The sequence below is a fragment of the Nocardioides jejuensis genome, from assembly GCF_004337475.1.
GTDB lineage: Bacteria > Actinomycetota > Actinomycetes > Propionibacteriales > Nocardioidaceae > Nocardioides > Nocardioides jejuensis.
In genome coordinates this window covers 28,564-43,107 of sequence record NZ_SJZJ01000016.1, presented here as the reverse complement: position 1 = coordinate 43,107, position 14,544 = coordinate 28,564, and the positions used below count along the sequence as shown (strand labels likewise).

General features: G+C 69.0%; 13 protein-coding genes. 10 read left to right on the top strand and 3 right to left on the bottom strand.

Going from position 1 to position 14,544, the window contains the following annotated elements; translation table 11 throughout:
• The 6 genes from EPD65_RS10290 to EPD65_RS10265 all read left to right on the top strand — a co-directional run bounded on the left by EPD65_RS10290 (position 1) and on the right by EPD65_RS10265 (position 8,984).
• On the top strand, positions 1 to 927 hold the full coding sequence (locus EPD65_RS10290; protein ID WP_131583791.1) for an RluA family pseudouridine synthase: 927 nt from the start codon (positions 1 to 3) through the stop codon (positions 925 to 927).
• On the top strand, positions 914 to 1,381 hold the full coding sequence (locus EPD65_RS10285; RefSeq protein ID WP_131583789.1) for a GNAT family N-acetyltransferase: 468 nt from the start codon (positions 914 to 916) through the stop codon (positions 1,379 to 1,381). Before EPD65_RS10290 ends, EPD65_RS10285 begins: the two co-directional genes overlap by 14 nt.
• Positions 1,382 to 1,391: 10 nt before the next feature.
• Positions 1,392 to 4,973 (top strand): DNA polymerase III subunit alpha, encoded by a 3,582-nt coding sequence (gene dnaE, locus EPD65_RS10280; protein WP_131583787.1) that lies wholly within the window; start codon positions 1,392 to 1,394, stop codon positions 4,971 to 4,973.
• Positions 4,963 to 5,469: a hypothetical protein gene (locus EPD65_RS10275; RefSeq protein ID WP_131583785.1), complete on the top strand. Its 507-nt coding sequence runs from the start codon at positions 4,963 to 4,965 to the stop codon at positions 5,467 to 5,469. Before dnaE ends, EPD65_RS10275 begins: the two co-directional genes overlap by 11 nt.
• 47 nt (positions 5,470 to 5,516) lie before the next feature.
• Positions 5,517 to 7,073, top strand: a complete 1,557-nt coding sequence (locus tag EPD65_RS10270; protein WP_131583783.1) for a DUF3352 domain-containing protein — start codon at positions 5,517 to 5,519, stop codon at positions 7,071 to 7,073.
• 114 nt (positions 7,074 to 7,187) lie between these two features.
• Entirely contained in the window at positions 7,188 to 8,984 is a 1,797-nt protein-coding gene (locus EPD65_RS10265) for a hypothetical protein (protein WP_131583781.1), read from the top strand.
• 11 nt (positions 8,985 to 8,995) lie between these two features.
• Here EPD65_RS10265 and EPD65_RS10260 read toward each other — a convergent pair whose 3' ends face one another.
• A complete protein-coding gene (locus tag EPD65_RS10260) occupies positions 8,996 to 9,670 on the bottom strand; it encodes an LON peptidase substrate-binding domain-containing protein (RefSeq protein ID WP_131583779.1) in 675 nt (224 codons plus the stop codon).
• A 23-nt stretch (positions 9,671 to 9,693) separates the two neighbouring features.
• Here EPD65_RS10260 and hisD point away from each other — a divergent pair, with 23 nt between their 5' ends.
• From hisD to hisH, 4 genes are read left to right on the top strand one after another with little or no spacing between them, the layout of a single operon-like run.
• Positions 9,694 to 11,001: a histidinol dehydrogenase gene (gene hisD, locus EPD65_RS10255; protein WP_131583777.1), complete on the top strand. Its 1,308-nt coding sequence runs from the start codon at positions 9,694 to 9,696 to the stop codon at positions 10,999 to 11,001.
• Positions 10,998 to 12,092, top strand: a complete 1,095-nt coding sequence (locus EPD65_RS10250) for a histidinol-phosphate transaminase (protein WP_131583775.1) — start codon at positions 10,998 to 11,000, stop codon at positions 12,090 to 12,092. Before hisD ends, EPD65_RS10250 begins: the two co-directional genes overlap by 4 nt.
• A complete protein-coding gene (gene hisB / locus EPD65_RS10245) occupies positions 12,089 to 12,691 on the top strand; it encodes an imidazoleglycerol-phosphate dehydratase HisB (RefSeq protein ID WP_131583773.1) in 603 nt (200 codons plus the stop codon). Before EPD65_RS10250 ends, hisB begins: the two co-directional genes overlap by 4 nt.
• 2 nt (positions 12,692 to 12,693) lie before the next feature.
• The gene (gene hisH, locus EPD65_RS10240) at positions 12,694 to 13,329 is read left to right on the top strand and encodes an imidazole glycerol phosphate synthase subunit HisH (protein ID WP_131583771.1); all 636 of its coding nucleotides are present in this window, start codon (positions 12,694 to 12,696) and stop codon (positions 13,327 to 13,329) included.
• A gap of 3 nt (positions 13,330 to 13,332) precedes the next feature.
• On the opposite strand, the gene EPD65_RS10235 is transcribed toward hisH, so the two are convergent.
• Complete coding sequence (locus EPD65_RS10235; protein WP_131583769.1) at positions 13,333 to 14,241, bottom strand: zinc ribbon domain-containing protein; 909 nt, start codon at positions 14,239 to 14,241, stop codon at positions 13,333 to 13,335.
• The gene (locus EPD65_RS10230; RefSeq protein WP_165872965.1) at positions 14,241 to 14,498 is read right to left on the bottom strand and encodes a helix-turn-helix domain-containing protein; all 258 of its coding nucleotides are present in this window, start codon (positions 14,496 to 14,498) and stop codon (positions 14,241 to 14,243) included. The genes EPD65_RS10235 and EPD65_RS10230 overlap by 1 nt, the downstream gene beginning before the upstream one ends.
• Positions 14,499 to 14,544 lie beyond the last annotated feature (46 nt).

Sequence of the window (14,544 nt, the reverse complement as noted above, 5' to 3'; positions counted from 1 at the left end):
ATGGACCAGCGCACCATCTTCATCCCCGAGGGCCTCGCCGGCGAGCGCGTCGACGCCGCGATCGCCCGCATGTTCGGCCTGTCGCGCACGCGTGCAGCGGAGCTCGCGGCCGAGGGCAACGTCCAGCTCGACGGACGCAACGTCGGCAAGTCCGACCGGGTCCACGAGGGCGGCATGCTCGACGTGACCATCCCGCGGATGGCTGACCCGCTCGAGGTGAAGCCGGAGCTCCACGACGGGATCCGGATCCTCCACGAGGACGACGCGATCGTCGTCGTCGACAAGCCGGTTGGCGTCGTCGTGCATCCGACCGTCGGCTGGACCGGTCCGACGATCGTCGGTCACCTCGCTGCCGCTGGCGTCCGGATCTCCACGAGCGGGGCCAAGGAGCGTGAGGGCATCGTCCAGCGCCTCGACGTCGGCACCTCGGGTGTCATGGTGATCGCCAAGTCGGAGCACGCCTACTCGGTGCTCAAGCAGGCCTTCCGCGACCGTACGCCGGAGAAGACGTACCACGCGCTCGTCCAGGGCCACCCGGACCCGCTCGCGGGCACGATCGACGCCCCCATCGGCCGGCACCCGAAGCACGACTGGAAGTTCGCCGTGATGGCGGACGGTCGCCCGAGCATCACGCACTACGAGACGCTCGAGGCGCACCGGTTCGCCAGCCTCCTCGAGATCCACCTCGAGACCGGCCGCACGCACCAGATCCGCGTCCACATGAGTGCCACGAAGCACCCCTGCGTCGGCGACCCGCTCTACGGCTGCGACCCGATCCTGGCCAAGCGCGTGAAGCTGGACCGGCAGTGGCTGCACGCGGTCAAGCTCGGCATCACGCACCCGGAGTCGGGGCAGTGGGTCGAGTTCGAGTCGGAGTACCCGGCCGATCTCGCCCGCGCGCTCGACGTCATCCGTGACGCCGACTGACGACGCGCTGGTCCTGCGACCGGCCGAGGCGGAGGACGTCCCCGACCTCGTCGACGTCTTCCTGACGGCTCGGGCGGCCGCACCGATGCCGGCGTCCGTGCACAGCCCGCGGGAGATCGCTGCGTTCCTGGCTGCGCGCCTCGAGGTCGACGAGACCTGGGTGGCCGACGTCGGGGGAGTCGTGGTCGGCTACGCGCGCTTCACGCCCACCTGGCTCGATGACCTGTACGTCGCTCCCGGTGCCCAGCACGTCGGCGTCGGGACGGCGCTGCTCGAGCTCGTGAAGACGCTTCGTCCCGACGGTTTCGGGCTCTGGGTCTTCACCTCCAACCTGCCCGCTCGGGCCTTCTACGCGGGCCACGGCTTCGTCGAGGAGGAGCACACCGACGGGTCCGAGAACGAGGAACATGCCCCCGACGTGCGCCTTTCGTGGAGTGTCGGTGGGGACGGTTAGTCTTCCCTCCATGTCGTCTGGCTCCGCTGATTCGTTCGTGCACCTGCACGTCCACACGGAGTACTCGATGCTCGATGGGGCGTCCCTCCTGGACGGCCTCTTCCAGCGCACGGCCGAGCTCGGCATGCCCGCGATCGCGATGACCGACCACGGCAACATGCACGGCGCCTACGACTTCTACTCCAAGGCGAAGAAGTACGGGGTCAAGCCGATCCTCGGCATCGAGGCGTACGTCTCGCCCGGCACGCCGCGCGGCGAGCGTCGCCGCGTCCGGTGGGGCAAGGGCAACGCCTCCGAGGAGGGCGGCGACGACGTCTCGGGTGGTGGCGCCTACACCCACATGACGATGTGGGCCGAGTCCACCGAGGGCATGCACAACCTCTTCCGGCTCACCTCGCGCTCGAGCATGGAGGGATATTTCTACAAGCCCCGGATGGACAAGGAGATCCTCGCCGAGCACAGCAAGGGGATCATCGTCTCGACGGGATGCCCCTCCGGAGCGATCCAGACCCGCCTGCGCCTCGGTCAGTGGGACGAGGCGGTCCAAGAGGCCGGCGAGCTGATGGACATCTTCGGCCGCGACAACGTCTTCCTCGAGCTGATGGACCACGGCATCTCCATCGAGAAGCGGGTCCGCGACGACCTGCTCAAGCTCGGTCGCGATCTGGGCATCAAGCCGATCGCGACCAACGACTCGCACTACAACAACCCCGAGGACGCCAAGGCGCACGAGTCGCTTCTCTGTGTGCAGTCCGGCAGCCGGATGGCCGAGCCGACGTACGAGCAGGGTGGCAAGCGCTTCGCGTTCCAGGGGCAGGGCTACTACATCAAGTCCGCCGCGGAGATGCGCGAGCTGTGGGGTGACCACAACGGCCTCAAGGAGGCGTGCGACAACACCCTCCTGATCGCCGAGCGTTGCAACGTCGAGTTCACCGAGTCCACCGGCGGCTACATGGCGCGCGCCGACATCCCGGCGGGGGAGACCGAGGAGTCGTGGCTGCGCAAGGAGGTCTTCCGGGGCCTCGAGTTCCGCTACCCCGACGGCCGGCTGACGCAGGACGTCATCGACCGTGCCGAGTTCGAGCTCGACGTCATCACGCAGAAGGGCTACTGCGGCTACTTCCTCGTGGTTGCCGACTTCATCCAGTGGTCCAAGGACAACGGCATCCGCGTCGGTCCCGGCCGTGGTTCCGGTGCGGGCTCCATCGCGGCGTACGCACTGAAGATCACCGACCTGTGCCCGCTGGAGCACGGCCTCTACTTCGAGCGGTTCCTCAACCCTGAGCGTCCCTCGATGCCCGACTTCGACATCGACTTCGACGACCACCGTCGCGGCGAGGTCATCCAGTACGTCACCGAGAAGTACGGCGCGGAGCGCGTCGCGCAGATCGCCACCTTCGGCCGGATCAAGGCCAAGCAGGCGATCAAGGACGCCGCCCGCATCCTCGACCACGGCTTCGCCATCGGCGACAAGATCAACAAGGCGCTGCCGGCCGACGTGATGGGCAAGGGCGTCCCGCTCAAGGAGCTCTTCAACCCCGAGCACAAGCGCTACGCCGAGGGCGGCGAGTTCCGCGCGCTCTACGAGCAGGACCACGACGTCCGCACGATCTACGAGACCGCGATCGGCCTCGAGGGCCAGATCCGCCAGACCGGTGTCCACGCCGCCGGCGTCATCATGTCGAGCGAGCCGCTCATCGACGTCGTTCCGCTGATGGACCCGAAGCAGGACGGGCAGGTCATCACGCAGTTCGAGTATCCGAAGTGCGAAGAGCTCGGCCTGGTCAAGATGGACTTCCTGGGCCTGTCCAACCTCCACACGCTGGAGGACGCGGTCGCCAACATCGCGATGAACCGCGGCGAGAAGGTCGTCCTCGAGGAGCTGCCGTTCGACGACCGGCCGACGTACGAGCTGATGGGCCGGGGCGACACCCTGGGCGTGTTCCAGCTCGACTCCGGCGGCATGCAGGCGCTGCTCCGCTCGATGCGCCCCGACCAGTTCGCCGACATCACGGCCGTCTCCGCGCTCTACCGCCCGGGCCCGATGGGTGCGGACTCGCACAACAAGTACGCGCACCGCAAGAACGGTCGCGAGCCGATCGTCCCGATCCACCCTGCCCTCGAGGAGCCCCTGCAGGAGGTCCTCGGCGAGACCTACGGCCTGATCGTGTATCAGGAGCAGGTCATGGCGATCGCCCAGGTGCTCGCCGGCTTCTCCCTCGGCGCCGCAGACAACATGCGTCGCGCCATGGGCAAGAAGAAGAAGGAGGAGCTGGACAAGCAGTACGCCGGCTTCGAGGCCGGCATGCTCGAGCGCGGCTACCCCCAGGAGTCCGTCAAGGTCCTGTGGGAGATCCTCGTCCCCTTCGCCGACTACGCGTTCAACAAGTCGCACTCCGCGGCGTACGGCGTCATCACGTACTGGACGGCGTACCTCAAGGCCAACTACCCGACCGAGTACATGGCCGCACTCCTGACGTCCGTGAAGGACAACAAGGACAAGATGGCGCTCTACCTCGGTGAGTGCCGCCGGATGAAGATCAAGGTCCTCCCGCCCGACGTCAACGAGTCGGCCCACAACTTCACCGCTGTCGGCTCCGACATCCGCTTCGGCCTCACGGCCGTGCGCAACGTCGGAGCCAACGTCGTCGACGGCATCGTCGAGGCGCGTGCGGAGGAGGGCAACTTCACCGACTTCAACGACTTCCTCTCCAAGGTCCCCGCGCAGGTCTGCAACAAGCGCCTCGTGGAGTCGCTGATCAAGGCCGGCGCCTTCGACGCGATGGCGCACAAGCGGCGGCCACTGCACGTCGTCCACGAGAGCGCGATCGACCAGTACGTCGACATCAAGAAGAACGAGGCGATCGGCCAGGACTCGCTCTTCGCCGGGCTCGGCGACGACGAGGAGGGTGGCGGCTTCGGCGTCAACGTCGCGATCCCCGAGATCGACGAGTGGGACAAGATGACGCTGCTCGGCCACGAGCGCGAGATGCTCGGCCTCTACGTCTCCGACCACCCGCTCAACGGCCTCGAGCACGTCCTGTCCCAGGGCACCGACTGCTCGATCGGTCAGCTGATCGTCGATGAGGAGCGCTCCGACGGCTCCTCCGTCACCGTCTCCGGCCTGATCACCAGCGTCCAGCGCAAGATCACCAAGCGCGGTGACTCCTGGGCCATGGTCACCCTGGAGGACCTCGAGGGCTCGATCGAGGTGCTGCTCTTCCCGAGCAGCTACCAGCTCGCTGCGCCGTACCTCGTCGAGGACGCGATCATCACCGTCCGCGGGCGGCTCTCCCGCAGCAAGGACACTCCGGAGATCATGGGCCAGGAGGTGACCGTCCCGGATCTCTCCGACGGTCCCAACGGTCCGGTCGTGATCTCGCTGCCGTCGACGCGGTGCACGGCTCCGGTGGTGGAGTCGCTCAAGGACGTCCTCCGGACCCACCCCGGCGTCACCGAGGTGCAGCTCAAGCTCCTCGCGCGCAACGCGACCACCGTCCTGCGCCTCGACGACCGGCTCCGCGTCACGCCGAGTGGTGCGCTCTTCGCCGATCTCAAGCAGCTCCTCGGGCCGGGTTGCCTTGCCCAGTAAGCGCGCGGTCGCCCTCGGCGTCCTCACCGTCCTGGCATGCGCCGCCGTCGGTGCCGTTGCCGGCGTCGGCTGGTGGGCATGGTGGAAGCCCGCGCCTGTCGGCCAGGTCTACGCGCACCACCCGTTCTTCCCACCTGATGCGGAGTTCCGCTCGACCGGCCTGTACGTCGCCATCGCGTCTGTCCTCGGTCTCGTCGTCGGCATTGTCGGCAGCGTGCTCTTCCGCCGGCGGCCTCTCGTCGGGGTGGTCTCGCTCGTGCTCGGTGCCCTCGCCGGCTCCGCCGCGATGCTCCTGACCGGGTGGCTACTGGGTCCGGAGAGCGCGCTCGCGCTGGCCCGCCACGCGAAGGACGGGGCCGAGATCCGCGCCTCGCTACGGGTGCAGCCGGGCGCCGCCTGGTGCGCGATGCCGTTCGCGACGGCGGTCGGGTGCCTCGGCGTTCTGCTCTCGCAGGACCACGGCGATGACGGTGGACAGCGCCTGCACGCGGAGTGAATCGTCTGTAATCTCCAGTGACTTCCGCCACTGATTCGAGGACACGCATGACCGACACGTCGACTCCGACTCCGACTCCGCCGCCGTCCAGCCGCAAGGGCCTTGCCCTCGGTGTCGGTGGCGCCGTGCTCGCCGTTGCTGCCGTCGGTGGTGGTGTGTGGGGCTACAAGGTCTTCTACGGCCAGGGCGACCAGCCCGCGCAGGCACTGCCGGCCAAGGGCCTGCTCGGCTACGTGGCGATCGACATGAGCCCCAACGGTGAGCAGCTCCTGGCAGCCCGGACGACCCTGAAGAAGTTCCCGGGGATCGCCGACGAGATCAAGCTCGGTGGCAAGGACGACATCCGCAAGGAGATCTTCGACAAGATCAAGGGCGACGGAGCCGGCTGCGCAGGCCTCGACGACTACGACAAGGACGTCAAGCCGTGGCTTGGTGACCGCCTCGCTGTCGCTGCCCTCGACGCGGGCAAGGGTGAAGACCCGACGCCGGTGATCGTCGTCCAGACGACCGATCACGCCAAGGCGAAGGCGGCCGTGCCGTCCATCGTGAAGTGCTTCGACAAGGACATCGATTCGACCGAGAAGCCGACCTCGACGGCGTTCTCCGGTGACTGGCTCGTCCTGGCGCAGGGTGAGGGCAAGGCCGAGGCTGCGGTGAAGTCCGCGGCGAAGGCGTCCCTCGCCGACGACGACAACTACTCCACCTGGACTGACGCCGCAGGTGATCCGGGCATCGTGACCGCCTACGGCTCGCCGCTCGGCTATCAGCGGGTCCTTGACTTCTTCGAGGCCGACTCGGGCGTGAAGCTTCCCGACGCCGCCACCGACGAGGCGAAGAAGTTCGAGGGTGCGGGCCTGGTCGGGCGGTTCCGCGACGGGGGTCTTGAGATCGAGGCCGCGAGCAAGGCACAGGCTGACGTCGCCACGTCGGGTGACATCGTCGAGTCCCTGCCGAAGTCGACGGTGGCGGCGTTCGCTGTCGGCCTGCCCGACGGCTGGCGCGCGAAGATCGAGAAGGCCTACGGCCCGATGCTCGAGGACGAGGCCGGCATGAGCCTGAAGCAGGCCGAGGAGATGCTCACCCAGGAGACCGGGCTGAGCTTCGACGACATCGAGACGCTGCTCGGCGAGGGGCTCACGGTCTCGGTCGACTCCGATCTGAGCAGCGACGCGTTCAAGCGGATGGACCTGACCGGTATCCCCGTGGGCATCAAGATCAAGGGCGACCCCGACAAGATCGAGAAGGTCCTGGAGAAGGTCCGCGACACGTTCGGCAAGCAGGGCATGCCCAACGGCTTCATCGTGAGCAAGAAGAGCGGCGACTACGAGATCGTCAGCATCAGCCCCAAGTACGCCGACACGCTCGCTGACGAGCACGGCCTCGGCGACTCGGAGGCGTTCAAGAAGCTCGTGCCGAATGCGGGCGACTCGGCCAACAGCTTCTTCCTGAACTTCGACGCCAAGAACTGGCTGGACGACCTGTTCAAGGACTTCGACGCCCCGAAGGACATCCGCGACAACGTCGAGCCGTTGAGTGGCATCGGCGTCTCGTCGTGGAAGGACGGCGACGAGGCCCACGTGCTGATCAAGGTCGCCACCGACTGATGCACTGATCGACTGACCGGGACGCCGGGTGGTTGCCCTGACGGGCGACCACCCGGCGTTCTGCGTCCCGGCAAAGAACTGCGGCATCGGCGCGCCGGCCACTAGCCTCCGTCCATGATGCTTGCAGAGTCGGACCTTCAGCCGCGTCGCCGGACCAAGGGAGTCGCCGCGGTCGTCGCGGGCGTCCTGTCGGTGGGTGGTCTGGCTGGAGGAGGCGTCTGGCTGGCCTCGTTTCTGTCGACGGGACCGCAGCCGGCAGAGGCGCTCCCGGCCGGGACGCTGGCGTACGCGGCGATCGATGTGGACCCCTCCGGTGGTCAGAAGATCGACGCGGTGCGCTTCATGCGGAAGTTCCCCGCCGAGGCCCGTCCGGGTTCGGGCTCCGATGACCTGCGCCGCGCGGCGTTCGACCTGATCACCGACGACGGCCCGTGCACGAAGCAGTGGCCGGCCGTCGAGGGCTGGATCGGTGACCGCATGGCCGTCGCCCTCCTGGACGCTGCGCATCCGACGCCCGTCGTGGTCCTCGAGGTCGACGGTCACGAGGGCCTCGACAAGGGCCTGGACGCGCTGAGCGACTGCATCGGTGGGCTCAAGGGCCACGCCGTCGAGGGCTCCTGGGCGGTGCTCGCCTCGACGGATGCCGCGGCGAAGAAGGTGCTCGCCGACGCGGCGACGTCCTCGCTCGCCGACTCCTCGTCGTTCAAGACCTGGACCGGAAAGGCTGGCGGCACCGGCCTGGTCACCCTGTACGCGGGCCCGGAGGCCGGCGACGCGGCCGCCACCTGGGCGGAGAAGTCTCCGGAGGCGGCGTTCATCGTCCCGGCGGTGGTTGGCGGGACGGGGGCGATGTCGCCGGTGTTCGGGGTCTCGCCCCTGATGCTGATGGGCATGGTGGCCCCGCCTGCCATGGAGATGAACGCACAGGAGTCTCACCGTGTCGACGAGGGCGACTTCGAGATGAAGCCCCTCACCAAGGCCGAGGAGAAGAAGCTCCGGACGATGACGCCCGAGGAGCAGCAGGCGTTCTTCGCGAAGCGCTTCCCGGCCCCCGAGCCCGACCGGATCGGCACGGCGTCTTCGAAGTCCGGCGACGACTTCGAGGGTGACTTCGAGGGTGAGGTCGTCGGCCCGAAGGTCTCGAAGGAGCTGCTCGACGCGCTCCGCAGCTTCGACGGCCTCGGTGGCTCCCTCCGGTTCGAGGACGACGCGCTGCAGCTCACCATGGTCGCCGACCACATCGATGCAGGGGGCGACCTGACGGCGGGCACGGGAGCCGACCGGCTGCTCTCCGATGTCCCGTCCGACCTGGCCGGCGCGTACGCCGCGACCCTCGCGCCCGACTGGACCGAGACGGTGATGGCGTCGTTCACCGGCATGGGCGGACCGATGGAGGAGTCCCAGGCAGAGATGGAGCGCTCTTTCGAGAAGGAGACGGGGCTCGCGTTCCCGGAGGACGTGAAGACCCTCGGTGGCACCGGCGTGACCCTCGTGGCCGGGACCGACTTCCCGACCGACGACCAGGCCGGGGGTTCCGTGCCGATCGCAGCCGTTCTCCACGGTGACGCGACCCGGATCGAGGCTGCGCTGACCAAGATCTCCGCTGGGGCGGTGGGTCACCTCGTCTGGAAGGCGGACGGCGACAAGGTCGTGGTCGGCGTGGACCGCGACTTCGTCAGCTCGGTCCTGGCCGGCAAGGGCCTGGCCGGGTCGTCGACGTACGCGAAGCTGCTCCCGGACGCCAAGGACGCCTCGGGTGCGCTCTTCGTCAACTTCGACGCGGACGGCTGGCTGGCCCGCGTGGTCGGCAAGCACGACCGTGCCTCCGCCGCGCCGCTGGACGCGCTCGGGGTGACGTTCTCGCGCGTCGACGGCGAGGACCGGACGAAGGCCCGACTGACGACCGACTAGCGGAGCGCGGACTAGTTGGGCGACCAGCCGGTGCGCGCGACGTCGACCGCCGGCAGCGACGGCACGACATCCATCGCGCGCATCTCGTCGCGGAGCAAGCGGGTGATCATCGCGAGACGCAGGTGGGTGTCGTCCGCCTCGAGCAGCGACTGCCGGTCCGGCATGGGGAGCAGCGTGGTGGCCGCGAGCGTCCACGAGAGGTACGCCGGGTCGCGGGGGAGCGATCCCGTCAGCACCTCCTCGCCGTGCAGGTGCGAGAGCTGCACGCGGTAGCGCTCGAAGAGGCTGCGGGCCCGCTCGACCAGCTCGGGCGCCACCACGTCGTCGTGGTCGTCGCCGAGGAGCTCCACCTCGCCTGCGGGGTACGGACGGTCGGTGACGATGCTGGAAAGGCGGAGGCGCCCACGGCCGACGGCGACGACGTCGAAGCTCCCGTCGTCGTTGCTCTCGACCTCGGTCAGCTGGAGCACGCAGCCCACGCGGAAGAGCGACTGAGCCCCGTGGGACTCGCCCACCTCGAAGCCCTCGCGGATGGCGACGGTGCCGAAGACCCGTTGCGCGGGATCACGCACCTCGAGCAGCTCGCGGACCAGCGCCCGGTAGCGCTCCTCGAAGATGTGCAGCGGCACGGTCATGCCCGGGAAGACCACGGTGTTCAGCGGGAACAACGGCAGCGTCCGGGACATGTCCCAGACCCTAGACTGAGGGCATGATCCGCCGCATCGACCTCCGTGGCACGCCCGCGACCGCCGACTACCGCAGCGCCGTTCCGCGCGCGGCGTTCGACGTCGAGCATGCCCTCGAGATCGTGCGCCCCATCTGCGACGACGTGCGCGACCGTGGCGTCGCGGCCATCGTGGAGTACTCCGCGAAGTTCGACGGTGTCGAGCAGACGGACGTGCGCGTGCCCGTGGAGACGCTGCAGGAGGCGCTGGTCAACCTCGACCCCGCTGTCCGCGCCGGCCTCGAGGAGTCGATCCGTCGCCTGCGCATCACCTGCGAGGCGGAGATCGAGCACGACGTCACGACGTCGCTCGGCGAAGGCGCCACCGTCACGCACCGTCTGGTGCCGGTCAACCGCGTCGGGCTCTACGTGCCCGGCGGCCTCGCGCCGCTGATCTCCAGCGTCGTCATGAACGTCGTCCCGGCCCAGGTCGCGGGCGTGAAGTCGATCGCGCTGACGTCGACGCCGCAGAAGGAGTTCGGCGGACTGCCGCACCCCTCGATCATGGCGGCGTGCGCGCTGCTCGGCGTCGACGAGGTCTACGCCGTCGGCGGTGCCCAGGCGATCGCCATGTACGCCTACGGCGCGGGGGAGTGCCGCAAGGTCGACCTCGTCACCGGGCCCGGCAACATCTACGTCGTCTCCGCCAAGCGCCTGCTCAAGGGCCAGGTCGGCATCGACTCCGAAGCCGGTCCGACCGAGATCGCCGTGCTCGCCGACGACACGGCCGTGCCGTCGTACGTCGCAGCGGACCTGATCTCGCAGGCCGAGCACGACCCGCTGGCGTCCTCCGTGCTGGTGACGCCGAGCGAGGCGCTGGCGGCCGCCGTCGAGGCGGAGCTGGAGACGCAGGTCGCTGCCACCAAGCACCAGGAGCGGATCATCACCGCGCTGGGCGGCGTGCAGTCCGCGATCGTGCTGGTCGACGACCTCGAGCAGGGCCTCGCCGTCGTCGACGCGTACGCCGCGGAGCACCTCGAGATCCAGACCGAGGGCGCCGCCGAGCTCGCTGCCCGGGTGTCCAACGCCGGCGCGATCTTTGTCGGCAACCACGCCCCGGTCTCGCTCGGCGACTACTGCGCGGGCTCCAACCACGTCCTCCCGACAGCTGCCTGTGCCTGCCACAGCTCCGGCCTGTCCGTGCGCTCCTTCCTCAAGGCCGTGCACGTGATCGACTACAGTCGCGCCGCGCTGGCCGAGGTCGCCGACCACGTCGTCACCCTCGCCGAGGCCGAGGACCTGCCGGGCCACGCCGCGGCGGTGCGGGTCCGGTTTGCGGAGGAGCAGGCATGAGCTTTCCCCCGATCCGGCCCGAGCTGGCTGGCATCGAGCCGTACGGCGCGCCGCAGCTCGACGTCCCCGTGCAGCTCAACGTCAACGAGAACCCCTACGGCCCGTCCGAGGCATGCCTCGACGACATCGCTGCCGCCGTGTGCGAGGCCGCGCGCGACCTCAACCGCTACCCGGACCGCGAGTTCAGCGCGCTGCGCGAGGGCCTGGCGGCATACCTCAACACCGACGGTGGCGTGGGCCTGACGGCTGACAACATCTGGGCGGCCAACGGCTCCAACGAGGTCATGCTGCAGCTGCTGCAGGCCTTCGGCGGCCCGGGTCGTACGGCGATCAGCTTCGCGCCGACGTACTCCATGTATCCGGAGTACGCCCGCGACACCCACACCACCTGGGTGGCCGGCAAGCGTCGTGAGGACTTCGCGCTCGACATCGATGCGGCCCTGGGGCTGATCGAGGCCGAGCGCCCGCACGTCGTCCTCCTGCCCAGCCCCAACAACCCGACGGGCACCGCGCTGCCGCACGACGCCATCTCGGTGCTCTGCGAGGCGCTGGGCGACGAGGGTCTCCTGGTCGTCGACGAGGCGTACGGCGAGTTCCGTCGCGAGGGCACCCCGAGCGCGCTCGAGCTGCTGCCCACGCACCGCAACCTGGTGGTCTCGCGCACCATGTCGAAGGCGTTCGCCGGTGCTGGCCTGCGCCTGGGCTACCTGGCCGCGGACCCGGCGATCCTCGACGCGATCCGCGTCGTTCGCCTGCCGTACCACCTCTCGACGGTCACCCAGGCGACCGCGCTGGCGGCCCTGCGCCACGCCGACGAGCTGCTGGGCAAGGTCGACGAGCTCCGCAAGGAGCGCGACGAAACCGTAGGGTGGCTGCGCGAAAAGGGGTTGCAGGTCGCGGACAGCGATGCGAACTTCGCCCTGTTCGGCACCTTCGCGGATCGTCATGCGGTCTGGCAGGGTCTGCTGGACCGTGGCGTCCTGATCCGGGAGACCGGGCCGGACGGCTGGCTGCGCGTGTCGATCGGCACCGCTGACGAGATGAACGCTTTCAAGAACGCACTGACCGAGGTCATGAAGGAGCAGGCATGAGCCGCACCGCCACCATCACCCGTGAGACCAAGGAGTCCAAGGTCCACGTCGAGGTCAACCTCGACGGCACGGGCAAGGCGTCCATCGCCACGGGTGTGGGCTTCTACGACCACATGCTCAACTCGTTCGCGCGGCACTCGCTCGTCGACCTCGTCGTCCACACCGTCGGCGACACGCACATCGACGCCCACCACACCGTCGAGGACACCGCGATCGTGCTCGGCCAGGCGCTGGCCGAGGCGATGGGCGACAAGAAGGGCACGCGCCGCTTCGGCGACGCGACCGTCCCGCTCGACGAGGCGCTCGTCCAGGCCGTCGTCGACATCTCGGGTCGTCCCTACTGCGTGTGCACGGGTGAGCCCGAGGGCCAGATCTACGTGCAGATCGGCAACGACGGCTACGTCGGCTCGCTGACCCGGCACGTCTTCGAGACGATCGCGTTCCAGGCGCAGATCGCGCTGCACGTCCGCGTGCTCGCCGGTCGCGACCCGCACCACCTGGTCGAGACGCAGTTCAAGGCCTTCGCGCGCGCCTTCCGCGACGCGATCGCGCTGGACCCGCGCGAGACCGGCATCCCCTCGACCAAGGGCGTCATCTGAGGATGGGCACGCCTTCCGTCGCGGTCCTCGACTACGGGTCGGGAAACCTGCGCTCTGCCGTGCGCGCCGTCGAGCGCGCCGGCGCCGACGTCACGCTGACCTCGGACTTCGACACCGCGCTCGAGGCCGACGGCCTGCTGGTGCCCGGCGTCGGCGCGTACGCCGCGTGCATGGCGGGCCTGCGCGAGATCAAGGGTGACCGGATCATCGGTCGCCGCCTGGCCGGTGGCCGTCCGGTGCTCGGCATCTGCGTCGGCATGCAGATCCTCTTCGCGCGCGGCGTGGAGCACGGCGTCGAGACCGACGGTTGCGACGAGTGGCCCGGCGTCGTCGAGCGCATCCAGGCACCCGTCGTACCCCACATGGGGTGGAACACCGTCGAGGCTCCGGAGGGCACTCAGCTCTTCGCGGGTGTCGAGGGGGAGCGGTTCTACTTCGTGCACTCCTACGGCGTGCGCGACTGGACCCTCCAGACCAATGACCGCACCAAGGCGCCGCTGGTGACCTGGGCCGAGCACGGCGGCGACCGCTTCGTGGCCGCTGTCGAGAATGGTCCGCTGTGGGCGACCCAGTTCCACCCGGAGAAGTCCGGCGACGCCGGTGCGCAGCTGCTGCGCAACTGGATCGCCACCCTCTGAGGTTCAGTTCGCTCCGCAGCTCGCGCAGTGGGGCGTCCCGACGCGTCGCGACTCGTCGCACGATGCGCACGAGGCGATGACCTCGCGTCCGCAGCCCTCGCAGTACGGGCCGTGGTCGCGTACCGGGTAGCCGCAGAAGGGGCACTCGCCCTTGCGCGTACGCCGACCCGGGATGCGCGCCACGAGACGCCGCTGCACCGCGACGAAGGTCAGCACCGTCACCAGCGCACCGAACGCGGCGATCACGATCGGCCCCAGGTCGAGCGGGTTGATGTAGTCGAAGACGTAGTCGGCGGCGAAGACGATGCTCAGGATCGCGCCGGCAGCGATGGTCGCGAAGCCGAGCGGCAGGTAGCGCGACTCCCGGTCGCGCAGCCGCCGGACGAAGCCGAACGATGCCGCGATCCATCCGCCGACCAGCAGCAGGCGCAGTCCGGCCGTGATCCAGCCACGGGTGTCGTGGATCCGGTCGGCCTTCTTGTTGACCTCCTCGTAGACGCGGTTCGCGGCGTCCTGTGCCTCCTCGTTGCGGGCCTGCGCTGACGACGCGGTCGCGGCAGCGGCGTCGTACGACGCCTGGGCGTGCTCGTAGGTGCGCTTGAGATCGGTGATGGGGTCGCCCGCCTGGAGGGCGAGGTCGTAGTCGGCGCGCGCCTTGTCGAGGGCGGTGGTCGCGAGCTCGTGCTGCCGCATCGCGTTGTCCGCAGCGATTGCGGCGTCGTCCGCTGTCTTCACGACGGCGTGCTGCTGGGACGTCATCGAGGAGTACGGGTCGTCGGACTCGACCCAGTCACCGATCTTCAGGTAGAGCCAGATGCTGCCGACGAGCAGAAAGAGGGTGAGGATGACCGCGAGGAACTTCTCGGTCCGGGTCGACTCGATCTCGTCCGTGTCGAGGCGCGTGGTGCTCATCAGTTCCTCCTGGTGGTGCGGGGTCGGGTGCGCGGGCGGAGGGTGACCTCCAGCTCGCAGTCGAGGGCAGCAGCAAGGCGCAGCAACGTGTCCAGCCGAGGCGGCCGGACCCCGGACTCGAGGCGTGCGATGGCGGACTGGGTGGTGCCGCAGAGCTCGGCGAGCTCGCGCTGGGACAGGCCCCGCAGGGTGCGCTGCTCGCCGACCTGCCGCGCGATGCCGGCGTAGAAGTCGCTGTCCTCCGGAAGTGTCCGCATGCTTCGAAGGTATTGCAGGTTTGCTATGCCGTCCATAGCAAACCTG